Origin of the sequence: Winogradskyella damuponensis (assembly GCF_039538385.1) — a bacterium.
Lineage (GTDB): Bacteria > Bacteroidota > Bacteroidia > Flavobacteriales > Flavobacteriaceae > Winogradskyella > Winogradskyella damuponensis.
In genome coordinates, this window is record NZ_BAABCB010000018.1 from 464,446 (window position 1) to 489,819 (window position 25,374).

Here is a 25,374-nt window from a genome sequence, read left to right on the forward strand (position 1 = left end):
TTTTAATTAAAATATTTTAAAATTTCGGTTAAACTATGCTCCGTTTCATATTCTGCCCCATTAGATTCATGTTTAGATACTTTTTCATGTTGCCATGTGGTATGAAAAGGCACATGAATCGCTTTTGAACCTATCTTTACAAGAGGTAAAATGTCTGATTTTAATGAATTACCAACCATTACAAACGCTTCTGGCTCAATATCCAATCGTTTTAATAACTGCTTATAATTAACCTCTTGTTTTTCACTTAACACTTCAATATGATGGAAATACTTTAACAATCCTGATTTCTCTAATTTTCGTTCTTGGTCTAATAAATCACCTTTTGTGGCAACAATTAACTTGTAATCTTTAGATAAGGTTTTAAGGACATCTTCTACTCCATCTAACAGCTCAATAGGCTTATTAATCATATCCTTGCCTATCTCTAATATTTCGGCTATTATAGTATTTGACACCTTACCATTAGACAACTCTACTGCCAATTCAATCATTGATAATATAAAGCCCTTAACTCCATAACCATAGATAGATAGATTTTTCATTTCCATCTTAAAAAGCTCTTGGTCTATTTTGTTTGGTGTTTCATAATGCGACAATAAAAGACCAACTCTCTCTTCTGCTTCTCTAAAATAGGTTTCATTCACCCAAAGCGTATCATCGGCATCAAAACCAATTACCTTTATGTTACTGTAATTTACTTCCACAAACGTTTCGCTTTTTCTAAATCTTCAGGTGTATCAATTTCTACTCCTTGTATTTTAGTTTCTACCATTTTTATACGCTTACCATATTCTAGGTACCTGATACATTCAATCTTTTCAGAAGCTTCTAAAAATTGCATTGGTAAAACCGTAAAATCTAATAACGCTTGTTTTCTAAAGGCATAAACACCTTTGTGCTTAAAGTAACGCGCACCTACATTTTTATCTCTTGGAAATGGTATTGGACTTCGTGAAAAATACAAAGCGAAATTTTGCTGATCTACAATAACTTTAACGGTATTGGGATTATTAATTTCTTCTAAATCCTCAATTTCTACCATTAAAGAGGCTAAGTCGATTTCTTTATCCTTATCATCCTTAAACACATCAATAACTTTCGCTAAACTTTCGCCCTCTGTAAACGGTTCATCACCTTGTACATTTATAACAATATCACAATCTATATTAGCAACAGCTTCGGCAATTCTATCACTTCCCGATTCGTGTTCTTTTAAACTCATAATGGCTTTTCCGCCATTATTAACAATCTCATTAAAAATAATATCACTATCAGTTACCACATAAACTTCACTAAAGAGTTGCGTGGCAACCGTGGCTTCATAAGTTCTTAGAATTACAGATTTCCCCGCTAAATTTTGCATCAATTTACCTGGAAATCGTGACGCACTATAACGTGCAGGAATCATGGATATAATTTTCATTTAATAAGATATATGTAATGAAGGTATTTAATTTCAAAAATAAGATTTAAAAGCTGATTTCGGTCAATTTGATCGTAACTTTTTATAGAGTTTAAATATCAAATAAAATATGAATACTACTAAAATTATAGCTAAAATGGGTAAAAAGATAGAGATTATAGACATTACAATCGAAGTCCCTGTTTCTATAGTTGATACAATTGGATTTCCAAAACCAGCAGTAGATACAGTAGACCCCAAACGTGTTGCACTTGCAGAACTTTTAACAGCTGCTGCAGTACCTCCTCCTGCTATAATTGCTAATGCCCAAGTAATTACCGGACTTAAATCTGCTACGGTAGATACCATAACTGCTGTTCCGGCAATGGTCGCTAACGGAATAGCAATACTATCTAATAAGTTATCTACAACAGGAATGTAGTACGCTACAATTTCGACCAAAGTAGCAATACCCAATGTAATTACAGCTGCTGTGCTTCCAATCCATTGCCAAGATTCATTAAGCTCCCAAACATTAAAATAGGCTGCTAAACTCAAAGCAAACAATGGTAAAAAAACTCTAAAGCCTACGGAAGCCGAAAGACCAATCCCTAAAAAAATACTTAAAATTGTTTCTGTCATTATAGTTTAGTTTGACTCTTTTTCTACAAACATCTCATCTTTAAAACCTATTAAATACAGTTTTACTTTCGCCCTTGTTATGGCCGTATACAACCATCTAATATAATCTCTGTCCATACCATTAGGTAAGTAAGGTTGCTCTACAAAAATGGTGTTCCATTGGCCACCTTGCGATTTATGACAGGTAATCGCATAAGAAAACTTTACTTGCAAGGCATTAAAATACTTATTGTTCTTAACCCCTAAAAAGCGTTTGTATTTTGTTTCGCCTTCATAATCTTTGGATACTTCTTGGTATAATCGGTTGGACTCTTCATAACTTAAAGATGCGCTTTCTACATCAATAGTATCTAAAAGTAATACGGTTTCAAACGGTTTCATATTAGGGTAATCTACCATTCGTAACTTAACTTCTGCAAATCTAAAACCGTATAATTCTTTGATGCTAAAAATTTCTAGCACTTCAATAATATCACCATTAGCAATAAAACCAGCTTCGGTATTAGGTTTTAACCAAAAATAATTATTCTTTACCACCATTAAATAATCGCCTGCCGAAAGTTCTGTTTCATTAAATAGAATACGCTGACGAATTTGTTGATTGTAAGCATTTGCACGCTTATTACTTCTAACAATAATGGCTGTTTCCTCGTAACCATCGGCACTATAAGCATCATTAATAGCGTCCATAATTTCGTAGCCATCTATTAAGCGCACACTATCTGTAAAGCCATTAAGGTTGAATTTAAAACTCTCATAAAAATTAGATTCTAAAACCGCTCTAAGTTCGGTTGCATTACTTAAAATCCCAGAACCTTGTTCTTGTCGCACCACTTCATCTAACTCAATTCCTACAACATCTTTATTATAGTTTAAACTGAGTCGGTTTTCATCTAAAGCAGGACTTAAATCGGACTTCACCGGAGGCAACTGTGCTTTATCTCCTATTAATAGTAATTTACAGTCGTGACCAGAATACACATATTGCATTAGGTCATCGAGTAACGAACTACTATCAAACGATTTTGTGTCCGAAGGAGTATCTGGTATCATGGAAGCTTCATCAACAATAAAAATAGTATTGCGATGTTTATTAGGTTGCATTACAAAATTGACACCTCCTCCTTTATCTTTTTTAGGAAAATAAATCTTTTTATGAATGGTAAATGCCTCCTTTTTAGAGTAATTTGAAATAACCTTAGCAGCTCGACCTGTAGGAGCTAATAAAACCGCACTTTTTTTTGCTTGCCACAAATTGGAAACAATGGTTCCAATTATGCTAGTCTTACCTGTACCTGCGTACCCTTTTAATAAGTAAATTGAATTTTTATTAGTGTCAAAAATAAATTGAGACAATTGCATTAACACCATGTCTTGCTTAGAAGTTGGTGCAAATGGAAATTTAGATTTTAATAACGAATAGAATGCAGAAGCATTAGAAACCATAACAGAAATAAATATATAGCAAGATACTATTATTCTCTATTTTAAAAGCTCATATTGCATTTAGTTCGCTTTTTTAATATTTTTTATTTTAGATAGTTTTAACGAACAAAAAAAAATTGTAGATTTGCGATAGACCTAATTAATAAAAACATTTATGAAAGTAATTATAGCAATTGTATTAATTATAGCATTGACCATAGGGATTGTGTGGGCAATTGACAAATTTGTTCCAAAAAAGATAAAGCCATTTATCAACTTAATACTTTGGGCTTTAATTTTTGTTTTAGGTTATATGACTTTTAATTCGGTTTATGATGAGATTAAATTTAATCAACTTAAAGTAGAACGTTATAAAGTGGTTATCGATCGTTTAATTGACGTAAGAGACTCACAATTAGCATACAAAGATGTAAATGGCGAATTTGCTGGAGATTTTGACAAACTAATCAAATTTGTAGAAAACGGAAAAGTTCCAATTACACAAAGACGTGACACATTAGTATTAGATGAAGAAAGAACAAAACTTTTTGGTGGTGTAGAAACCATGAAAACAATTACTTTAATTGATACACTAAGCTTTTACTCTGTAAAAGATTCTATATTCAAAGGAAGTGACAGATACAAAACAATGATGAATGTAGGTGTTGGTAAAGAAGGTGCTAAATTCACACTTAAAGCTGGTAAACTAGATGAGTTTCCTGTATTTGAAGTAAGTGTAGATAAAGCGGTTGTTTTGGATGACCAAGAACCTTACTTAATTGAAAAAGAAAATCAAGTTGTTTCTGTAGACGGTGTTAATGGTCCTACTTTAAAAGTAGGTTCTATGGAGGAAGTATTCACTAAAGGAAACTGGCCAAAAAGCTACACAAATAAAGAATAGTTTGAAAATAAACGATATTAAAGAACTGTCCATTCAAATTAATTTGAATGGGCTTTCTTTTTGTATTCTAAACAGAACAACGAATACTGTAGAGTTTCTTAAAATTATTGATTTTGAGCAAAAATTAACACCAGATGCTGTTCTTAATCAACTAAAAACAGAATTAGGTAGCAATGCCGTGTTTTCAGAAGACTTTAATGATGTTTTAGTCATACATCAAAATGAATTGGCAACACTTGTGCCTGAAGAATTTTACAACTCGGCTAATAAAACCGATTATTTAAAATTCAATTCAAAAATACTTAAAAACGATTTTATTACAGAGGACAACATCGCTATAAACAAAAGCGTAAATGTTTATGTGCCGTATGTAAATATTAATAATTACATTTTTGAAACCTTTGGAGAGTTTGTCTATAAACACTCTTCTAGTATACTTATTGATGCGTTTTTACAAAATTCTGAAACAGCAGAAGGTTCAAACGTCTATATCAATGTTAATAAAACTACAATTGAAATATTAGTTGTTGAAAACAGCACTCTACAACTATTTAATGTTTTTGAATACCATAGTAAAGAAGATTTTCTCTACTATATATTATTTGTTTTTGAACAACTAAAACTAGATGTAGAAACCACAGCAGTTCAATTATGTGGCAATATTGTCATTGGAGACGAACTCTTTGTTATGCTCTACATTTATATAAGACACGTTAGTTTTATAGAAGAAGCTTACGACTTTAAAATCGCAGCAGAAACAGACAGACGCTACCTACATCAACATTTTTTAATCTTAAATTCCTTTTAATGCGTATTATATCAGGTTTGTATAAAGGCAGACGAATTACAGCTCCTAAAAAATTACCTGTAAGACCAACCACAGATATGGCAAAGGAAGCACTTTTTAACATCATAAATAATCAGTATTATTTTGATGCTATTTCTGTTTTAGATTTATTTTCTGGAACAGGCAATATTAGTTACGAGTTTGCCTCTAGAGGCACTGAAGATATCACAGCTGTAGATGAAAATTACGGCTGCATTAAATTTATAAATGACACTGCTGAAGCTTTTGAAATGACGATTAGCACTATTAAAAGTGATGTTTTTAAATTTCTTGAAAAATCAAAACAAAAGCATAGTATTATTTTTGCCGATCCGCCTTATAATTTTGAATTGGCTGCTTTTTCTAAAATTCCAGAATTAGTTTTTAAGAATGAATTACTTGAAGAGGAAGGTGTACTCATTGTAGAACACTCTAAACACACCGATTTAAGTCAATTAGAACATTACTCACATTCTAAAAGTTATGGTGGGAATATGTTTAGCTTTTTCACAAAGTAACTCTCTATCAGACCTGTAGGTTAATTCCCAATCAATTAAATTCACTAACTTAGTAATCCTAAGTAACTTTCTTTTAATTATTATCACCTTACTGATTTTAATAGCCTCACGCATTAAGTGTTTTTGCTCCAAAATTGATTTGTAACTATTAATCAATTATATAATTTAAAAACAGCTATTATGAAAATCTCAAAAAAGGTTATTATTCTGTCATTTCTATGCCTAAGTATCAGTTTTATTACCAACGCACAAGAAAGTAAAGTGACTATTGAATTTAAAAATGCAGAAACAGCAGTAAAACTCATTAGAACTTACACCGAAGCATTACAAAAAGGAGACGTGAACACTATGAGCTCACAACTTCATGAAAAAGCCATGATATATGGCTTAGGCGGCGGCATAGACTCTTTAAACGTACAACAACACAAAGAATACTACACTAACAGTACAAACCAATTTAAACACTCTATTAGCAGAGATTTATATTTACCCGTAAAAGTTGAAAACAACTGGAATGAAGGAGAATGGATCTTATCTTGGGGAACAAACACAATTACGAATAAAAAAACAGGAAAAGAAGTTATAATCCCCTACCATACAGCTTCTTTGATACAAGATGATAAAATTATATATATACGCTACTACTACGATGTGCTCAACATATTAACAACTCAAGGTTATACTATTACACCACCAAAAAAATAACTATAATCTTTAAATAAACACAAAAACCATCTATTTCTAGATGGTTTTTTATGCTTAAGTAAATCTATAAGCCGAATTCTGTACTCTAATAAAAGAGCCCTTATCATTTATCTACGTTTACTGTTACCAGCAAACTTTAGCTGCCCACCCTCTAACAATCGCGCGTGCACGCTCAAACGTTAGTTTACATGACATTGCACCACATAGAGTTTACCTGGTTTCACTACAGCATTACCTGTACATACTTTCTGTTGCACTTTTCCTAGCCTTACGACTGGTGGCTGTTAACCACTATGATTGCACTATGGTGTTCGGACTTTCCTACCCTAAATAAATTTAGAATCGATAAGGCGATTTACTTGTTGACAAAGTTAAAATATTAGAGCGAAGTGTGGGAATAAATATTATAAAAGAATTAATCCATTTTCTTTAATTCAGTTCTTGGGACTCTAAATAAAAGCACAATTCCTGCTATAAAAAAGATGACGAGAAACAAGATAGCATTTCTCATACTACCAGTAACTTGGTCTATGGTTGCAAAAATGACCATTCCAATAACAATACCTATTTTTTCTGCCACATCATAAAAACTAAAATAAGATGTAGTGTCTTCAGTTTGTGGTAAGAATTTTGAATAAGTAGACCTTGCTAATGATTGTACTCCTCCCATAACTAAACCTACAAAACCAGCAGCAATATAAAACTGCAATGCTGTTTCCATAAAATAGGCATAAAAGCAAAGTGCCATCCAAAAGAAATTAATAACGATAAGTGTCTTTATATTTCCAAATTTTGAAGATGCTCTAGAGGTTAAAAACGCACCAAGTATCGCTACTAATTGAATTACTAAAATACTAGTAATTAATCCTTGGGTTTTCGCATCAGAACTTCCCCAAGCAATCTCTTCTTCTCCAAAATAAACAGCCACCAACATGATGGTTTGAACTGCCATACTAAACACAAAAAACGCAACTAAATATCGTTTTAAGCGCAGGTTTTGTTTTAATTGAATCCAAACTTGTCTCAATTCTTGCAAACCATTAAAAACAACATCTCTTGTCACTTTTCCACCATTTGAAACACCTTTTGGAAGTATATAAAAGGTGTATTGACTAAATAAAATCCACCATAAACCTACGGTTATAAATGAAACTCTCATTGCTTCAAATGATGCTTTATTCTTAGCCGTTTGCAGTGCTTCGGCGATTTCTTGCTCTGTACCACTTTCTGTTATAGTTTTAGCAATACTCATATCAAAACCAAACCAATCTGGTTTCATTACCATAGCTAAGTTTACGAGTAATAAAACAACACTTCCTAAATAGCCCATGCTAAAGCCTTTGGCACTAATACTGTCTTGTTGTTCAGGATAAGCGATATCTGGCAAATATGAATTATAAAACACCAAACTTCCCCAATAGCCTATTAATCCCATAAAATAAAATAACAGACTTATATGAATACTATCTAAACTAAACCAGTACAAACCTATACAGCCTATACCACCAACATAGCAGAAAAACTTCATAAAGCTCTTTTTATTACCAACGTAATCTGCAATACCAGAAAGAATAGGTGACATAAAAGCAACCACTAAAAACGTAAATGCTGTAACATAAGTAATTAAAGCCGTGCTTTTAAATACCATTCCAAAAGCAGGAACCGTTTTTTCAACTTGAGATACAAATAGTGCAGAGTAAAATATTGGAAATATTGATGATGCAATCGTTAAGGTATAAACAGAATTTGCCCAATCGTAAAATGCCCAGGCATTGAGAAGTTTTTTACTTCCTTTTTTAAGTTCACTCATAAATACTAAATAAAAAAAACTGCTCAAATTGAGCAGCTTCTAAAGTAATCAAATATTTATTAATTCAATATTAATTTATAGGTCTAAAACTCGTTATTCCAAATTTCTTAGCTTCTGCTTTTGCCTTTGGAGCTAATTCTCTTAAGTTTTTAATTCTAGAATCATTACTTGGGTGTGTACTCATAAATTCTGGTGGTGCTTCACCTCCACTATTTGCTTTCATACGCTCCCAAAGTACAGAGGCTTCATCTGGATTATAACCTGCAATTGCCATTAAATATAATCCTATTTCATCTGCTTCTGTTTCATGAGCTCTACTAAAAGGTAACATTCCTGCAACGTTAGAAACAACTCCATAAGACTGATTAAATATCCCTAAAGCTTGTTCATCATTTGATAAGGCTACATTTCCTGCTACAGCTAAACCTTGTTGAATGTACGATGCACTCATTCGTTGTTGACCATGATTAGCCAACGCATGCGCTACCTCATGTGCCATAATTGCTGCAATACCAGTCTCATTTGCTGCAATTGGCAAAATCCCTGTATAAAATGCAATTTTTCCTCCTGGCATACACCATGCATTTACTTGTTCTGATTCGATAAGTTTATATTCCCATTTATAATCGTCTAAATAACCATGATTCCCATTTGCGGTTAACCAACGTTCTGATGCAATTGCAATACGTTGACCTACACGTGTTATCATATCGGCATCTTCAGTTCCAGTTATGACTTTACTATCTGAAAGTACCTGATTATATTGTGCAAATGAAGATGGAAACAATTGATCATTACCAACAAATGCTAAGGTTTTTTTACCTGTAAATGGGTTTGTTGCACATGAAGCCACAAAAGCAACAATTGCAATACCCAATACTAATTTATTAAATTTCATAGCTAATAGTTTTATTAAGAGTTACACTAAAATACAAAAAACATTTTGTACTCTTTGGACACCAAAATAATTAATTGGTCACTAGAAAATCACTAGAATTAAGACTTATTTCCAATGATATGTAACTGAGAAAAATTCTTATCAACAACAATAGATGTTATACCATTTGCTTTCATGCTTTTAAGCGCTATTTTTTCATTATCTAATTGCACTTCTACAATATCAAATGGCAAGCCATGAAATTGAATATTAAAGGTATCATATTTAGTTACAAATTTCCCTTCTTTATACTGATTAATTATTAGCTCTTCAGACTTCCCTCTAAGTGTAAAATTTCTGAGACTGTAACGTCCTTTAGTATAATCAAAACCATCATTGGCATCGCTATAAAGTTCGCTTTCTTCTTTCCCATTTTTATAATAAACATCTAAAGTAATTTCCTTTATTTCTTTTTCTCCAACATATTGTTGAATTGGAAATTTAGGAATTATCGCTCCTTCTTTTACAAAAATTGGCATACTATCAATGTCAGCATCAACCCACATTTCTTTGCCTCCTTTTATAATTTCATTGGTCCAGAAATTATACCAATTACCTTTAGGAATATACATACGTCTTCCTTTAGCATTAGGCTCTAATACAGGGCAAGCTAAAATTTGCTCACCAAAAATAAACTCATCCGTTCTATAATGAGTTTGTACATCTTCTTGATCAAAAAGCACTAAAGATTTCAATAATGGCGTACCATGGTCTACGTAATTCCAGAATGCTGTATATAAATATGGTAATATCTGGTAACGAATTTCAATAAACTTTCTTACAATATCTGTAACATCTTCATCAAAAGTCCATGGTTCTTGATCGCCATGATCTCCAGAAGAATGCACTCTAAAAAATGGATGAAAAATCCCTAATTGAATCCAACGTGTAAACAACTCGCCTTGAGGTTGCTCTGCAAACCCTCCAATATCACTACCAGCAAACGAAAACCCAGACATTGCCATACGTTGTGCTTGTATATTTGCAATCCATAAATGCTCCCAAGTAGCGACGTTATCTCCTGTCCAAGTTGACGTGTAACGTTGTGTACCAGAATAAGCTGCACGTGTAATAACAAATGGACGTTTAGGGTATGAATATTTTTTTAAGCCTTGGTATGTTGCTCGCGCCATTTGCATACCATAAACATTATGAGCTTTTCTATGGCTACAAGGGTTACCATCATAATCATGACGCACATCGTCTGGGAAAGTTTTATTAGGCACTTCCATAACAGCTGGCTCATTCATATCGTTCCAAACACCTTTAATTCCGATATCTTCAATCAATTCTTGAAATAGTCCAGACCACCATTCTCTTACTTCAGGGTTTGTAAAATCTGGAAAATAACATTCTCCTGGCCATACTTTCCCTTTCATGTAATCTCCATCGGCTCGTTTACAGAAGTAATCATTTTCTAAAGCCTCCTTAAAAACAGAATAGTCCTTATCTATTTTAATTCCTGGATCAATAATAGCAACGGTTTTAAATCCATCGTCCAATAATTCTTTTACCATTCGTTTTGGATCTGGAAAATACTCTTTATTCCAAGTAAAACAACGGAAACCTTCCATATAATCGATATCTAAATAAATAGCATCACATGGAATTTTTAATTTTCTAAACGTAGATGTAATTTCTTTTACTTTACTTTCTGGATAATAACTCCATTTGCATTGATGAAATCCTAATGCCCAAAGTGGTGGCAAATGGTGTGGTTTTCCTGTTAAATCTGTATAACTTTCTACAACATCACTCATTTTTGGACCGTAGAAAAAATAATAATTCATCTCACCACCTTGTGCCCAAAAACTGGTTACATTTCTACGCTCTTGTGCAAAATCGAAAGACGACTTAAACGTATTATCAAAGAAAATACCATAAGCCTTACCATGATGTAAACCTGTGTAAAACGGAATCGTTTTGTAAATAGGATCTGTATCTTTTCCGTAAGCATATGAGTCTGTTACCCAATTGCTATAGCGTTTCCCTTTTAAGTTAAGATGATTAGGTTTATCTCCAAGTCCATAATAACTTTCGCCATCATTAGACACTTTACTCATCTTTACAATGTTTCCTCCATGCTCATAGCTTTCTTCCCAATGAAATCCACCTTCGTCTTGGTTAATAAGCGTACCATCATTAACATCGTAAATGGATTTTCTCATATCTTCTTTAGAAATTACGCAAAGTAATTTAGACGTTGAGATTTCATAAACATCTTCTTTTTCCTCTATTTCTAACTTGTTGTAACCTGTACTTGCATATTTGGTAATGGCATAAGAAAAATCGTTATTAAAATTACCAACTGTAGTATACCTAAAACGAAGTAAACTATCTCTAACAACCGTTAATTCTAAAATAACATCGTTTGCTGCTGTAAAATATAGTTTATCAACGTCTTTTTTAAAATCTATTATTTGCGAAGGAAATAAATCTCCTTTATTTTCTAATTCTGTATTTACAATCATGGGTTAACTTTTAGGCAAAAATTACTTGCAAAAAAACGGAAAAAATTAAACACTAAAAAGGGTTTATCCTAGTAATTACATGATTTAGCAACTATTACGTTTTCGGTCATAAATTTTACAATTATGATAATTTTTATACGATTTATTGACATAAACGCATATCCTAATTAACAAAATAAATAAAAAAGACCTGTTAGATTATAAAACCTAACAAGCCTAAATCATCTTGATCTTTTTTTCATTTATTTTGAGTACTTAAAAACAACCATACCTATAGGTGGAATATTAATTTCTAAAGAATTATCTCTATAATTCCAAGGTTCTGATTGCGTCGCTTTTTTTCTGTTTTTATATTCTCCTGTTCCGAAATATTTTTTTAAATCACTATTAAAAATTTCTTTTAACTGGCCTTTTCTTGGCACTCCTATTCTATATTTTTCTTGTGGAACAGGTGTCATATTACAAGCTATAATAACATCATCTTCTTGATTATTTCCTTTTCTTATATATGTAAAAACTGAATTTTTAGAATCTCCATAATCAATCCATTCAAAGCCATCTGCTTCAAATTGTTTTTCATATAAAGCCGGCTCATTTTTATATAATGTGTTTAAATCTTTAATTAAGGCTTGCACACCTTTGTGTAAATCGTATTGTAACAAATGCCAATCGAGACTGTTTTTAAAATTCCATTCGCTACTTTGCCCAAATTCTGCTCCTTGAAACAATAGATTCGTTCCAGGATGTGTAAACATATACCCATAAAGCAGTCTTAAATTTGCAAAACGCTGCCATTCATCACCTGGCATTTTACCTAAAATAGATTTTTTACCATATACAACTTCATCATGACTTAAAGGCAACATAAAATTCTCAGTGAACACATAAGTCATTGAAAAGGTTAAATCATCTTGATGGAATTGTCTATATATTGGTTCTTTTGCAAAATATTGAAGTGTATCATGCATCCACCCCATCATCCATTTCATTCCAAAACCAAGTCCACCTATAAAAGTAGGTTTTGATACCATTGGAAACGCCGTAGATTCTTCAGCTATAGTTTGTACATCTGGAAATGAAGCATACACCGCTTCGTTCATTTCTCTTAAGAATGATATGGCTTCTAAATTTTCATTTCCACCATACATATTAGGCTCCCATTGCCCATCTTCTCTACTATAATCTAAAAATAACATGGAAGCTACTGCGTCTACCCTAAAACCATCTGCATGGTATTGGTCTAACCAAAAAATAGCATTACTAATTAAAAATGATTTGACTTCGTTACGTCCGTAATTAAAAATTAAACTCTTCCAATCTTGATGGTACCCTTTCCGTTTATCTGGGTGTTCATAAAGTGCTGAACCATCAAAGAAACCTAATCCGTGTGCATCTTCTGGAAAATGTGAAGGCACCCAATCGAGAATAATACCTATATCGTTTTGATGAAACTTATCTACTAACAATTTAAATTCTTCAGGATAACCAAATCGTGATGTTGGCGCAAAATACCCCGTTACTTGATAGCCCCAAGATGGATCATAAGGATATTCCATTATCGGCATTAATTCTACGTGCGTAAAGTTCATATCTTTTACGTACTTGACCAATTCATCTGCCAACTCTACATAAGACATAAAGCGATTTTCTTCAACATTCTTTTTCCAAGACCCTAAATGAACTTCATAAACAGAATATGGCGCATTTAAAGCGTTATTCTTTTTGCGCTTTTTCATCCATTTTGTATCCTTCCACTTATAGTTATCTTCCCAAACGATTGAGGCTGTATTAGGATTATGCTCTGCTCGTCTAGCGTAAGGATCTGCCTTTTCTGTTACAATATCGTTATTACTACTAAGAATCTTATATTTATACTTACTCCCTTTTCCAGCACCAGGAATAAAACCTTCCCAAATTCCGCTAGAATCCCAGCGTACATTTAATTTGTGTTCGCCTTCTGTCCAAAAATTAAAGTCTCCAACTACAGATACCATTTTAGCACTAGGTGCCCAAACAGCAAAATATACACCTTCTACTCCATCTACGGTTGTTATGTGTGAACCAAATTTCTCGTATAAACGATAGTGCTTTCCAGATTTAAAAAGATCGATATCAAAATCTGTAAAACGACTGTGTGTTATTACTTTTGCCATATTTATAGTACAAATCCCTTAGGAATTATAGCGTCTTTCCTTATAACAACTATACCATCTTTAATTACATATTCTTCTTTTTCTGTATCTGCTAAGTGAGATCCACCGTTAATTCTTACATCGTCACCAATGCGTACATTTTTATCTATAATAGTATTCTTGATATAACACCTTTCTCCTATACCTAAAAGTATTTCTGTTTTATTGTTTTTTATATCATCTAAAGATTCATAATCATCATTACCCATCATATAAGTATTAATGATTGTAGAATCTTTACCTATTCTAGATCGAATACCAATAACAGATTTTTCAATCTTAGCGGCATTTATTAAACAACCTTCAGCAATGACTGCTCTATCTAAAGCAGTACCTGTAATTTTTGAAGTTGGAAGAATCCTCGCATTAGTATAGGTGCGTTGTTTAGAATCGTATAAGTTAAATTGCGGTAAATCATCTGTGAAACCAAGATTTGCCTCAAAAAATGAGTCTATATTTCCAATATCTGTCCAATACCCTTCATATTGGTAACTTAACGTTTTATGTTTGTCTATAGATTGAGGAATAATCTCTTTACCAAAATCATTAGTTTCGGGATTATTCATTAAATCAATTAACAATTCTCTATTAAAAATATAAATCCCCATAGAAGCAAGATGGTTACGACCTTGAGCTTTCATCTCTTCACTTGTTTCAGACGTCCAATCTGGCAATAAATCTGAACTTGGTTTTTCAACAAATGAGGTAACAACATTATTTTCATCTGTCTTAAGAATACCAAAAGAAGTAGCGTCTTTCTCATTTACTGGTATTGTTGCAATAGAAATCTCTGCATTGGATTCTCTATGCGCTTTAATCATTTCATTAAAATCCATTTGATATAACTGATCACCTGATAAAATTAAAGCATACTCAAAATCGTGAGCTTTAATATGATGCATACTTTGTCTCACGGCATCTGCTGTTCCTTGAAACCAAGATTTACTTTCTGGTGTTTGTTCTGCTGCTAATACATCTACAAACGCAGAACTAAAAAAACTAAAATGATAAGTGTTTTTTATATGTCTATTTAATGATGCTGAATTAAACTGCGTTAACACATACATGCGTTTAATATCAGAATTAATACAATTAGAAATAGGTATGTCTACTAATCTATATTTACCAGCTATTGGCACTGCAGGTTTAGATCGTTTTTCAGTTAATGGATATAGTCGAGATCCTTGGCCGCCACCAAGTATAATGGACAATACTTTATCGTTTATCATAGCTTTAGTTTAGTTTATTGAATTGTATAAGTTTATATATGCTTTAGCTGAAACCTCCCAAGAATGATCTATGCTCATTATATGTTTTCGGTTCGCTTTAAATTCTTTTTGTTGAGTATAAAACTCTTTCCCTCTATTAATTGCAACCACAATATCCTGTTCGGAAACTTCATTATGACATATACCAAAACCATGGTCGCCAATATCTACAACAGTGTCTTTTAATCCTCCAATGCGTCTTACAATTGGCACAGTTCCGTACCTTAAGGAATACATTTGGTTTAATCCGCATGGTTCTACACGAGATGGCATTAATAAAAAATCTGCTCCAGCATAAATAATATGAGACAGTTTTTCGTCATAACCAATAAACGCATTATAATTTCCTTTATGTTTTAGTATTAAATCAAACAATTCTTTCTCTGTTTCTTTAGCTCCAGATCCTAAAACAATGACAGCTATATCTTTAGAACGCAACGCATAGTCTAGCGCATGTGGCAGAAGCTCTGCTCCTTTTTCACCAACTAAACGTCCTATAAAAGCAAATAAGGGTTTACTTTGATCCAAATTAAACTGAGAACACAACCATTCTTTATTCGCCTTCTTCCCTGATTCTACAGTCGTTTTTTTATAATTTTTTATAATGAATTTATCCGTTTCCGGATTCCAAACAGCCGAATCTATGCCATTTAAAATTCCAACTGCTTTAGAACTTTCATGAGACAATAAAGACTCGAGTCCGTTGGCACTATATTTTAATTCTTCCATATAACTCGGCGACACAGTAGTCACGCGCCAAGCACATTTTATTGCTGCAGCTAGTGGGTTTATCATACCATCCCACATTAATAATCCTACATTTTCAATATTAAATTCAGGTATCTTATATAAGTTATCGTAAGACATCCATCCTTGATATTGTGCATTATGGATTGTAGTAATAACAGGTATTTTATTTAGCGACTCATATTTATAACTTTCTTGTGCCATAAATGGAATTAGACCTGTATGATGGTCATGACAATGAATATAGTCTGGTTTTTTCTTTAAAGTTAATATCCAATCTAAAGCCGCTATTTGAAATGCTAAAAAACGATTGGTATCATTATCTGTATAAACACTTTCTGTATATAGCAAATCTTCAACATGAACGAAGAAAACATCAAATTCTAAAACAGCGTCTTCAATTTTTAAAATATCGAAATTTAATTCTTGGTTTCCCAAAATTAAATTAGCCTGATAAACCAAAGTAAACTTATGCGATTGAGTAAATTTAGTGTTATAAAATGGCATTATAACAGCACTATTAGCACCTATTTCATTTTGGTACTTGGGCAAAGCGCCAACAACATCAGCCAAACCACCTACTTTAGCAATTGGGTAACATTCTGCACTTATATGTATTATTTTCATTAATATGGACTCGTTTATTGTTGACGTTGTTAAATTTAACAATAATAAAAATAAAGTCAAGAGTATTTTGAATGTAATTTCAAATAAAAACATATACTATTTCGTAATGAACAAAACATGATAACGACCAAGCCAACAACCCTAATTTAAAAAAAAATTAATTTTGAAAAAGATAATATTACTTACCCTTATTAGTTTGTTTTTTAGCTGTAACAGCTCAGCCCAAAAAAATGAAACTAAAGAAACATTTCCTGTTACTAAAACAGACGCAGAATGGAAAGCACAACTCACCAAAGAACAATACTACATTTTAAGAGAAGCCGGAACTGAAAGACCATTTTCTAGCCCTTTAAATAAAAATTACGAAAAAGGTGTTTACCATTGTGCTGCTTGTAATACTCCTTTATTTAAAAGTGAACATAAATTCGATTCAGGAACAGGATGGCCAAGTTTTGATCGTGTAATTGAAGGTAATGTTGCCTTTGGTACAGATACAAAAATTGGTTATACAAGAGACGAAGAACATTGCGCAACTTGCGGTGGTCATTTAGGACACGTGTTTAATGACGGCCCAAAAGAAACCACAGGTAAAAGACACTGCATTAATGGAGATGCTTTAAAACTTGTTGCTTCTAAAGAGTAAAATCTGTAATAATACATAAGCTAAATAGCGTTATTACATCTATCTATTTTTTATAATAGTTTATCAGATGTTATATCGCTATTTTTATAGGGATTAAATTTAAGCTTTATGGATTCTTCTTATTTACCTAGTACAATTAAACAATTTGAATACTACAAATCCCTTGGCGATAAAACCATTGCACAATTGACTTTTGACGAATTAAAAAAAGAATTTGCTCAAGATTCTAATTCCGTTTCTATCATTGTAAAACATCTTGTTGGTAATATGCTCAGCCGTTGGACCAATTTTTTAACCGAAGATGGCGAAAAAAAATGGCGTAAACGTGATGAAGAATTTATAGATGATTTTAAATCAAAAGATGAATTGCTAGACGCTTGGAACAAAGGTTGGAATTGTTTGTTTACCGCCATCAAACCACTATCAAATCATAACTTAGAGCAAGTTATCTATATTAGAAACCAAGGCCATTCTGTTACCGAAGCCATCAACAGACAAATGATGCATTATGCTTATCATGTTGGGCAAATCGTATATATTGGCAAATTAATTAAAGGCGAACATTGGAAATCACTATCTATTCCTAAAGGACAATCAAAAGCCTATAATAAAGACAAGTTTCAACACGACAAAAGCCGCAAACATTTTACAGAAGACCTCTAATTAAAATGACAAAACTATAAGGTTCAAACCTCAAAGATCTGCTTAGAAAAGACATCAGATGATTTAAAACTTTGGTGATTTAGAATTTCATTTTGCTATTTGGAGTTTTCTTTTTGGAATTTGTTACTTTTGTAACTTCAAAATTTCAACTAAAATAACTTACCCATGAGTAAATACGATATTATAGTATTAGGAAGTGGTCCTGGTGGCTACGTAACCGCAATAAGAGCATCGCAATTAGGATTTAAAACTGCCGTTGTAGAAAAAGAAAGCCTTGGTGGTGTATGCTTAAATTGGGGCTGTATCCCTACGAAAGCACTTTTAAAATCTGCTCAAGTATTTGAATATCTTAAACATGCTGAAGATTACGGACTTAAAGTTTCTGGTGCTGAACACGATTTTGATGCCGTTGTTAAACGTAGTCGTGGTGTTGCTGAAGGCATGAGTAATGGTGTGAAATTCTTAATGAAAAAGAATAAAATAGACGTTATTGAAGGTTTTGGAACACTAAAAACTGGAAAGAAAATAGATGTTGATGGTACAGAATATTCTGCAGACCAAATCATTATTGCTACTGGAGCACGCTCACGCGAATTACCAAGCTTACCACAAGATGGTAAAAAAGTAATTGGATACAGACAAGCCATGACTTTAGAAAAGCAACCAAAAAAGATGATTGTTGTAGGTTCTGGAGCCATTGGAGTTGAGTTTGCTTATTTCTACAACTCAATGGGAACAGAAGTGACTATTGTAGAATATTTAGATAAAATCGTTCCTGTTGAAGATGATGAGGTTTCAAAGCAATTAGAACGTAGCTTTAAGAAATCTGGAATTAAAATTATGACTTCTGCAGAAGTAACTTCTGTAGATACCTCTGGAGTTGGTGTAAAAGCCACAGTAAAAACCAAAAAAGGAGAAGAAGTACTAGAAGCTGATATTGTATTATCTGCGGTTGGTATAAAGTCTAATATTGAAAATATAGGTCTAGAAAATGTTGGCATCGCAGTTGACAGAGATAAAATTTTAGTTAATGATTATTATCAAACTAACATTCCTGGCTATTATGCGATTGGAGATGTTACTCCTGGCCAAGCATTAGCACACGTTGCATCTGCAGAAGGTATTCTTTGTGTAGAAAAAATTGCTGGTCAGCATGTAGAAGCTTTAGATTATGGTAATATTCCTGGTTGTACCTATTGTTCTCCAGAAATTGCTAGTGTTGGTTTAACTGAAGCTCAAGCCAAAGCACAAGGCTTAGATGTTAAGATTGGTAAATTTCCTTTCTCTGCCTCAGGAAAAGCAAGTGCTAGTGGCGCAAAAGATGGTTTTGTAAAGGTAATTTTTGATGCTAAATATGGTGAATGGTTAGGATGCCATATGATTGGTGCTGGAGTAACAGATATGATTGCTGAGGCTGTTTTAGGTCGTAAATTAGAAACTACAGGACATGAAGTGCTAAAAGCAGTGCATCCTCACCCAACAATGAGTGAAGCGGTTATGGAAGCTGTTGCAGCGGCTTATGATGAAGTGATTCACCTATAACAAATTATAGTTAAAAATTTAGAGTTATACGTTTTTACAACTGAAACACTAAACGTTTTATATTTAAAATGCGATTCTAACGAATCGCATTTTTTGGTTTCTACATTTTCTTATTACCTGCTTTTACTAAAGCTAGACATAAAAAAAGGGCAACAAATTGCTGCCCTATAGTATATGAATAACTAAAATTTAATCTACATAATGTGGATCTCCAAGTTGTTCGTAAGACGTTAAAGAACATCCGCCTCCAACACTTTGATTAGAACCGTAAACAACATTGTCTTCGTTTAAATACGTTACAGTAAATGGCACACTTGTTTCACCTCTTACATAAATTGCAGATAAGCTAGAATCTGTCCACTCCCATTCTTGAAGATAAGTAGGAGTACCATTTATTCCACTCTTAGAATACATAGACCCATCAGGATAAAAAGCATAATACCCTAAACCATCATAAGAATAATCTTCTCCTTCTTCACCACAACCAGAAAAATTAAAATCACTAGTTGTATGAGACCACCATTTTTGAGATCCTTCATTTCTGCTTAAACCACTAAACCCTGTTAAGGTCTCATTTCTTAATTCTAAGGCAACAATTTCACCAGATGGTACACCATCTAAATTACCACTATCTCCACTATCGTCACTAGAACATGACATAAAGATAGCTCCAACCATAAAAAAGGCCATTAAAATTTTTGTTTTAGGTAAGTACATTCTCATAATTATATTTGTATTAAATTGGTTACACTTTATAGATTCTAGTTTTAACTAACGCATTATAAAACGATTAGAAGAACTGCAATGCTTATATGTTAAAACTATGTTAATAACCACTAAATTAAAAAAACCTCCGACAAACAACTAATAAAAAAGTTTAAACTCTGTTTTAGCTTTAAAAGCACACATCTAACCACCTAATACAATAGCGTAATTATAATTTACAGGCTAAACCTAAAAAAACGCCATTAGGTGATATTTCTTCAAAACCAATAGTGTATTTCATATGTAGATCTAATCTTGAGGTAAAAGTGTAAGCAAATCCTAAATCTGCTCTAACTTTTAATTTAGCGTTTGAAAAATCGAAGAAATAATTTAAACTCGGACCTACAAGAATATCAAAATGATCCTTTATTTTATATTTTAAATATATAGGAGCATTTAAAAAATCAAAATCTCCTAGATTTATATAAAGTAATTCCGGTTGTAAAAGAAAATCGTTTTCAATTTCAAAGTCTACAAAGCAACCTATATAATATCCTAATTCTACATCTGGAGTCTCACCAAAACTCCCCTCTTCTACTTTAAAAAAGGTAAAATTCAATCCGCCTTTTACACCAAAACCTGCTTGGGCTTGTACATTAGATGTACTAATTATAACAATAAAAATAAAGAACGTTTTAATAAGATTCTTCATATAAACAATTTTAAGCATTCATAAAATTAAAAATCCGTACCTAATACATCTTTGTGACGAACTTCGTTTAAATAAAACTCTCAATTGCTAATTCATAACTTTGCAAACCAAAACCTAAAATAACCCCTTTAGCATTAGGCGAAATATACGATTGATGTCTAAACTCTTCTCTAGAAAATGTATTAGAGATATGTACCTCTACCACAGGAGTTGTAATGGCTTTAACTGCATCACCAATACCAACAGAAGTATGCGTATAAGCTGCAGCGTTTATAACAATCCCATCATAAGTAAAACCAACCTCTTGTAGTTTATCTATGAGCTCGCCTTCTATATTAGATTGAAAGTGCTCCAATTCTACATCAGGATATTTTTTCACTACTGTATCAAAAAACTCCATAAAAGTTAAATTACCGTAGATATTAGTCTCGCGTTTACCTAGTAAATTAAGGTTAGGGCCGTTGATAATTATTATTTTCTTCATGTAGTAAATATATTAAAATATGCGCATAAAAAAACCGAAGCGTTTGCTTCGGTTTTAATATATAATTAAATGTTTTGTATGTCTTATAACTTGAATAAGATACCAAAGTTAGCTGTTCCACCAAATGGGTTAGCAACATCACCAAAACCTAAGTTAAATTCTGATACAGCTTCTGCACCATCAACGTCTGCTTTAGCAGTAGCGAAAGATAATACGTTCTTTAAACCAAAAGATAAAGCAATTTTTTCAGTTACGAAATAGTTAATACCTAAATCTAAACCAGCTCCAATAGTATTTACTTTGAAATCGTTTAATTTATCATTTTGGTTAGCATAACCTACACCAAATTCAGTAAAAGTTTTAAAACGCTCACCTAAATCTAAAAAGTAATAACGAGCAAAAGCACCAACACCAAAACCAGAATAATCTGCTGTATCATTACCTGCAACTTCTTCTTTAGAAGACATAAAAGATAATTCACCACCAATAGCTAAATCTTCGCTAATGAAATAACCTAATTTTGGGCTAATTTCAAATCCAGAAGTTTTTTCTTCAGTGTTTTTGTCATTTGTACTGTTAAAACCAATCATACCTTCTACAAAGATATCACCTTCAGCAAAACCAAAAGTTTTAGCTTCTTCTTGTGCACTTACACTTGTAAATCCTAATACTGCAACTGCAGCTGTAAATAATAATTTTTTCATAATTAAAGTTTAATTTTTATAATTAAATTGGTCGGCAAATGTAGACTTTAGTTTTATACTAAAAATCTAAATTATGTTAAAAATAAGTGTATTTCAACGATATTTTTTAACACTTCGTCATGCGTTTTGAGTGAATCACTTCTTTTTCAAATAATTATACAAATACAAATGTTAAAGCATATAGCCTACATACACATGTAAGACACGACTCTTTATTGTCCAATCACTAAAGCACTCAGTACCGTTAATATTAGTAAACCTAAATATAACACGCAAAAAAGTTTAAACACTCCTTAATATGTAGCTAACACTACTATTAAACCCGAAGTCAGCTCCTTCTAAATTACCTTTTACATAGTTTTCTGTAGATTCAGAAAAATGATTCCTCTTATAAAACCTTAGAAAATTACTGAACCACTCGCCAAAACAGATTGCTAACATTACTTAATATATAATGCTTATTTATAAACAAAAAAAAGAGGCGAATCGCCTCTTTTTAAATATGTAATTTTCTAGATTTAGAACTTGTATCCTACACTTGCAGCAAAACCAGAAATTTTAATTGAACCATCCCCTTCGCCTGTATAATGATCATTTAATTGAAAACCATAACGTGCTTGTACAAATAATTCTTCACTAATATCATAACCAGCACCTATTGCTAATTGTAAGTTTAATTTTGTTCCATCATCAAAAGAATCTATATAGTCACCAACATCTCCACCTACAAATCCAATTTGTGGTCCAGCTTGAATATTAAATTCATCTGAAATATTGTACTTAGCTATCGCATTAAGTCCAAACATAGAAAGGTCACCTGCAATTGTGTAAGTCAATTCAGGTTGTACTGCAAATTGATCAGATACTTCAAATTCAGCAAAAGCACCAAGATGAAAACCTGTTTCTGATTCTGTGGCATCCCCAAATCCACCGCTATCAACTTTAAGAGACATCATTGATAATCCACCTAAAGCACCGAAAGTTTGTGCATTGATGCTTGTGAAAGCAAACACTGCAAAAGCAGCCAAAAATAATTTTTTCATAATATTCTAATTTTTAGATTAATAGATACAAACTAAAGTCTTTTTTCTTAGATATAAAAATTTCTTTTAACAGTTATTAACAATTTTATACACAAATACACACAAAAAGCTAATTGTCAATCACATACAAACACACTTATTAACAATTAAAATTAAAAATACGATAAATTGCGTACTATTTTTAGGAGTAATTCAACATTTAAATCATTATTTTTAGCCATGAAATGGCAACAAGCAATAACAGATTACAAACATTATCTTCAAATAGAACGTGGTTTATCTAAAAACTCAATAGAAAACTATAGTTATGACATAAAAAAAATGATTTCATATTTAGAGGATCATTCGATAAACGTTTCCCCTATTACTATAGATAATACTATTATTAAAACGTTTATTTATTCTGTTTCAAAATCTTTAAATCCAAGATCACAAGCTCGTTTAATCTCCGGACTTCGTAATTTTTTTGATTATTTAATTTTTGAAAATTACAGAAGTACTAATCCAGTAGATTTAATTGAATCGCCAAGAATTGGAAGAAAATTACCAGACACCTTATCTATTGAAGATATTGACAACTTAATTAACGCCATTGATTTAAGTTACCAATATAATGGTGTTAATCTAGGAGAGCGCAATAGAGCAATTATTGAAACTTTATACAGTTGTGGTTTACGAGTTAGCGAGCTTATAGGTCTTAAAGTTTCAGATTTATTTTTTGAAGAAGGTTTTATAAAAGTTACAGGAAAAGGCGATAAGCAACGTTTTGTTCCTATTAGTCCTTCAACACAGAATTATATAACTATTTGGATAACCATAAGAAACCATATTGAAGTACAGCCTGACTCTAAAGATGTTCTCTTTTTAAATTATAAAGGAAAACAACTCACACGAGCCATGATTTTTACCATTATAAAAAAACTTGTAAAAACTACAGGATTAAAAAAAACAGTCTCTCCCCATACGTTTAGACATTCTTTTGCTACACATTTATTAGAAAACGGAGCCGATTTAAGAGCTATACAAATGATGCTAGGTCATGAAAGCATTACAACTACAGAAATCTACATGCATGTAGATCGGTCACATTTAAGTGAAGTTCTAAACAAGTTTCATCCTAGAAAATAAGCAAAAAAAAACACCCTATTTAATGTGACATTTTCTTACAAATAGTGTCCAAAAATAAAGCACAGATTAATGAAATTCCCTAAACTAAACTTAAGAAACTACAAATCAAACACTTCTAAATCTACGTTTGAAGATCAGAAACACAAAACAGCATTAGAAATTTCTAATGTTGGTCTTTGGGATTGGAATATTACAACTAATAAAGTTTTTTATTCAAAAGAATCTAAGCAAATCATTGGCTATGCAGACGACGATTTAAAAAACACTTCTGAAGTTTGGGATAGCAAAGTACATCCCGATGATAGCGATGTTTACTATAAAAATTTCAATTCTCATTTAAAGGGTGAAATAGATTTGTACGAAAACGAATATCGTATAAAATGTAAAGACGGCAGTTACAAATGGATTTTAGATAAAGGGAAAATTGTAGAGCGAGATAAAAATGGTAAACCTTCTCGTATTATTGGCACACATACAGATATTACAAAACTAAAAAATAACGAAACACAACTCAATAAAAGTCTTCAGCTTATTACAAGCCAGAATAAAAGATTATATAGTTTTACTCATATCGTTTCTCATAATTTAAAAACTCATATTGGGAATCTAAAAAATATTTTAGAGTTTTATGACGAAGCTTCTTCGGAAACAGAGAAAAAAGAACTGGTTGGTCACTTACAATCTATTTCAGAATCCTTAACCACAACCATTGAAGATTTAGATGATATTGTCAGTATCAAGTCTAAAGTTCATACTAACCAACTTAACGAACGTGTAAATCTTTATAACTTAAGTAATAAAGTTATAGAGAGTTTAAAAATAGAAAGCGACAAAAGAAGCGTTACCATACATAATGCTTTAAGAAAAGACGAAGTATTATTAACTAATGCTGCGTATTTAGAAAGTGTGTTTTATAATTTGATTTCTAACGGTATAAAATATTCGGATCCAAATAAAAAGGCCCAAATAGTCATTCAGTCTATTCAATCTAAAGAAGCTGTAAAAATTCTAATTTCAGATAATGGAATAGGAATAGATATGACCAAATTTAAAGATCAAGTATTTGAAATGTATCAAACATTCCATGGTACAGATAGAAAAGATTCTAGAGGTATTGGACTATACATAACAAAAACACAAGTTGAAGCTTTAAATGGTGTAATTTTAATGGAAAGCAAGCTCAACGAAGGAACTGCTTTTTCTATTACATTTAAAAAGCAAAAAGGACTCTAAGTTTATGCCTTTGTTTTTTTTTTAGCGACTTAAAGTAATGACA

24 protein-coding genes and 1 other RNA gene are annotated in these 25,374 nt (G+C 32.1%); 9 read left to right on the top strand and 16 right to left on the bottom strand.

The features are described 5' to 3' along the window. Positions 1-2 precede the first annotated feature (2 nt). The 4 genes from ABD730_RS10660 to ABD730_RS10675 all read right to left on the bottom strand — a co-directional run bounded on the left by ABD730_RS10660 (position 3) and on the right by ABD730_RS10675 (position 3,493). Complete coding sequence (locus ABD730_RS10660; protein ID WP_334466513.1) at positions 3-707, bottom strand: HAD family hydrolase; 705 nt, start codon at positions 705-707, stop codon at positions 3-5. Further along, positions 698-1,426 carry a 3-deoxy-manno-octulosonate cytidylyltransferase gene (gene kdsB / locus ABD730_RS10665; RefSeq protein ID WP_215925969.1) on the bottom strand — a complete coding sequence of 243 codons (729 nt, stop codon included), beginning with the start codon at positions 1,424-1,426 and terminating at the stop codon, positions 698-700. Before kdsB ends, ABD730_RS10660 begins: the two co-directional genes overlap by 10 nt. Positions 1,427-1,489: 63 nt before the next feature. Then, a complete protein-coding gene (locus ABD730_RS10670) occupies positions 1,490-2,050 on the bottom strand; it encodes a DUF4126 domain-containing protein (RefSeq protein ID WP_334466867.1) in 561 nt (186 codons plus the stop codon). A gap of 3 nt (positions 2,051-2,053) precedes the next feature. After that, positions 2,054-3,493 carry an ATP-dependent DNA helicase gene (locus ABD730_RS10675; protein WP_344714463.1) on the bottom strand — a complete coding sequence of 480 codons (1,440 nt, stop codon included), beginning with the start codon at positions 3,491-3,493 and terminating at the stop codon, positions 2,054-2,056. Between the two features lie 154 nt (positions 3,494-3,647). Here ABD730_RS10675 and ABD730_RS10680 point away from each other — a divergent pair, with 154 nt between their 5' ends. The 4 genes from ABD730_RS10680 (at position 3,648) to ABD730_RS10695 (ending at position 6,422) form a co-directional block, all read left to right on the top strand. Then, the gene (locus ABD730_RS10680; RefSeq protein WP_334466518.1) at positions 3,648-4,373 is read left to right on the top strand and encodes a hypothetical protein; all 726 of its coding nucleotides are present in this window, start codon (positions 3,648-3,650) and stop codon (positions 4,371-4,373) included. A gap of 1 nt (position 4,374) precedes the next feature. Further along, a complete protein-coding gene (locus ABD730_RS10685; RefSeq protein WP_334466519.1) occupies positions 4,375-5,181 on the top strand; it encodes a DUF3822 family protein in 807 nt (268 codons plus the stop codon). After that, positions 5,181-5,717, top strand: coding sequence for a 16S rRNA (guanine(966)-N(2))-methyltransferase RsmD (gene rsmD / locus ABD730_RS10690; RefSeq protein WP_334466522.1), 537 nt, complete (start codon positions 5,181-5,183; stop codon positions 5,715-5,717). The genes ABD730_RS10685 and rsmD overlap by 1 nt, the downstream gene beginning before the upstream one ends. 180 nt (positions 5,718-5,897) lie before the next feature. Next, the gene (locus tag ABD730_RS10695) at positions 5,898-6,422 is read left to right on the top strand and encodes a nuclear transport factor 2-like protein (protein WP_344714466.1); all 525 of its coding nucleotides are present in this window, start codon (positions 5,898-5,900) and stop codon (positions 6,420-6,422) included. Positions 6,423-6,473: 51 nt separating this feature from the next. Here the strand turns inward: ABD730_RS10695 and rnpB are convergent. The 7 genes from rnpB to ABD730_RS10730 all read right to left on the bottom strand — a co-directional run bounded on the left by rnpB (position 6,474) and on the right by ABD730_RS10730 (position 16,474). Further along, an RNA gene (gene rnpB / locus ABD730_RS10700) (RNase P RNA component class A) lies at positions 6,474-6,784 on the bottom strand. A gap of 53 nt (positions 6,785-6,837) precedes the next feature. Then, complete coding sequence (locus ABD730_RS10705; RefSeq protein ID WP_344714468.1) at positions 6,838-8,232, bottom strand: MFS transporter; 1,395 nt, start codon at positions 8,230-8,232, stop codon at positions 6,838-6,840. Between the two features lie 70 nt (positions 8,233-8,302). After that, entirely contained in the window at positions 8,303-9,130 is an 828-nt protein-coding gene (locus ABD730_RS10710) for a M48 family metallopeptidase (RefSeq protein WP_215925984.1), read from the bottom strand. A gap of 98 nt (positions 9,131-9,228) precedes the next feature. Continuing rightward, positions 9,229-11,640 (bottom strand): glycoside hydrolase family 31 protein, encoded by a 2,412-nt coding sequence (locus tag ABD730_RS10715; protein WP_215925986.1) that lies wholly within the window; start codon positions 11,638-11,640, stop codon positions 9,229-9,231. Positions 11,641-11,882: 242 nt separating this feature from the next. Then, the gene (gene glgB, locus ABD730_RS10720) at positions 11,883-13,793 is read right to left on the bottom strand and encodes a 1,4-alpha-glucan branching protein GlgB (RefSeq protein ID WP_334466533.1); all 1,911 of its coding nucleotides are present in this window, start codon (positions 13,791-13,793) and stop codon (positions 11,883-11,885) included. Between the two features lie 2 nt (positions 13,794-13,795). Beyond that, positions 13,796-15,061, bottom strand: a complete 1,266-nt coding sequence (locus ABD730_RS10725; protein WP_334466535.1) for a glucose-1-phosphate adenylyltransferase — start codon at positions 15,059-15,061, stop codon at positions 13,796-13,798. Between the two features lie 9 nt (positions 15,062-15,070). Next, entirely contained in the window at positions 15,071-16,474 is a 1,404-nt protein-coding gene (locus ABD730_RS10730) for a glycogen synthase (protein ID WP_344714472.1), read from the bottom strand. A gap of 163 nt (positions 16,475-16,637) precedes the next feature. Between ABD730_RS10730 and msrB the strand changes: the two genes are divergently transcribed. The 3 genes from msrB to lpdA all read left to right on the top strand — a co-directional run bounded on the left by msrB (position 16,638) and on the right by lpdA (position 19,322). Further along, positions 16,638-17,117: a peptide-methionine (R)-S-oxide reductase MsrB gene (msrB, locus tag ABD730_RS10735; RefSeq protein WP_344714474.1), complete on the top strand. Its 480-nt coding sequence runs from the start codon at positions 16,638-16,640 to the stop codon at positions 17,115-17,117. A gap of 108 nt (positions 17,118-17,225) precedes the next feature. Further along, positions 17,226-17,780 carry a DinB family protein gene (locus tag ABD730_RS10740; RefSeq protein ID WP_334466543.1) on the top strand — a complete coding sequence of 185 codons (555 nt, stop codon included), beginning with the start codon at positions 17,226-17,228 and terminating at the stop codon, positions 17,778-17,780. Between the two features lie 165 nt (positions 17,781-17,945). Further along, positions 17,946-19,322, top strand: a complete 1,377-nt coding sequence (gene lpdA, locus ABD730_RS10745) for a dihydrolipoyl dehydrogenase (RefSeq protein ID WP_344714477.1) — start codon at positions 17,946-17,948, stop codon at positions 19,320-19,322. A gap of 189 nt (positions 19,323-19,511) precedes the next feature. On the opposite strand, the gene ABD730_RS10750 is transcribed toward lpdA, so the two are convergent. The 5 genes from ABD730_RS10750 to ABD730_RS10770 all read right to left on the bottom strand — a co-directional run bounded on the left by ABD730_RS10750 (position 19,512) and on the right by ABD730_RS10770 (position 22,970). Beyond that, positions 19,512-20,045: a hypothetical protein gene (locus ABD730_RS10750; RefSeq protein ID WP_334466547.1), complete on the bottom strand. Its 534-nt coding sequence runs from the start codon at positions 20,043-20,045 to the stop codon at positions 19,512-19,514. Between the two features lie 211 nt (positions 20,046-20,256). Then, entirely contained in the window at positions 20,257-20,739 is a 483-nt protein-coding gene (locus ABD730_RS10755) for a porin family protein (RefSeq protein ID WP_344714479.1), read from the bottom strand. A gap of 67 nt (positions 20,740-20,806) precedes the next feature. Continuing rightward, positions 20,807-21,223 (bottom strand): type II 3-dehydroquinate dehydratase, encoded by a 417-nt coding sequence (gene aroQ / locus ABD730_RS10760; protein WP_344714481.1) that lies wholly within the window; start codon positions 21,221-21,223, stop codon positions 20,807-20,809. Between the two features lie 83 nt (positions 21,224-21,306). Continuing rightward, a complete protein-coding gene (locus ABD730_RS10765) occupies positions 21,307-21,927 on the bottom strand; it encodes an outer membrane beta-barrel protein (RefSeq protein ID WP_334466555.1) in 621 nt (206 codons plus the stop codon). 518 nt (positions 21,928-22,445) lie between these two features. Further along, complete coding sequence (locus ABD730_RS10770; RefSeq protein ID WP_334466557.1) at positions 22,446-22,970, bottom strand: outer membrane beta-barrel protein; 525 nt, start codon at positions 22,968-22,970, stop codon at positions 22,446-22,448. A 219-nt stretch (positions 22,971-23,189) separates the two neighbouring features. On the opposite strand from ABD730_RS10770, the gene xerA reads away from it, so the two are divergent. Next, a complete protein-coding gene (xerA, locus tag ABD730_RS10775; RefSeq protein ID WP_344714485.1) occupies positions 23,190-24,098 on the top strand; it encodes a site-specific tyrosine recombinase/integron integrase in 909 nt (302 codons plus the stop codon). A 69-nt stretch (positions 24,099-24,167) separates the two neighbouring features. Continuing rightward, positions 24,168-25,331 carry a PAS domain-containing sensor histidine kinase gene (locus ABD730_RS10780; protein WP_344714487.1) on the top strand — a complete coding sequence of 388 codons (1,164 nt, stop codon included), beginning with the start codon at positions 24,168-24,170 and terminating at the stop codon, positions 25,329-25,331. Positions 25,332-25,374 lie beyond the last annotated feature (43 nt).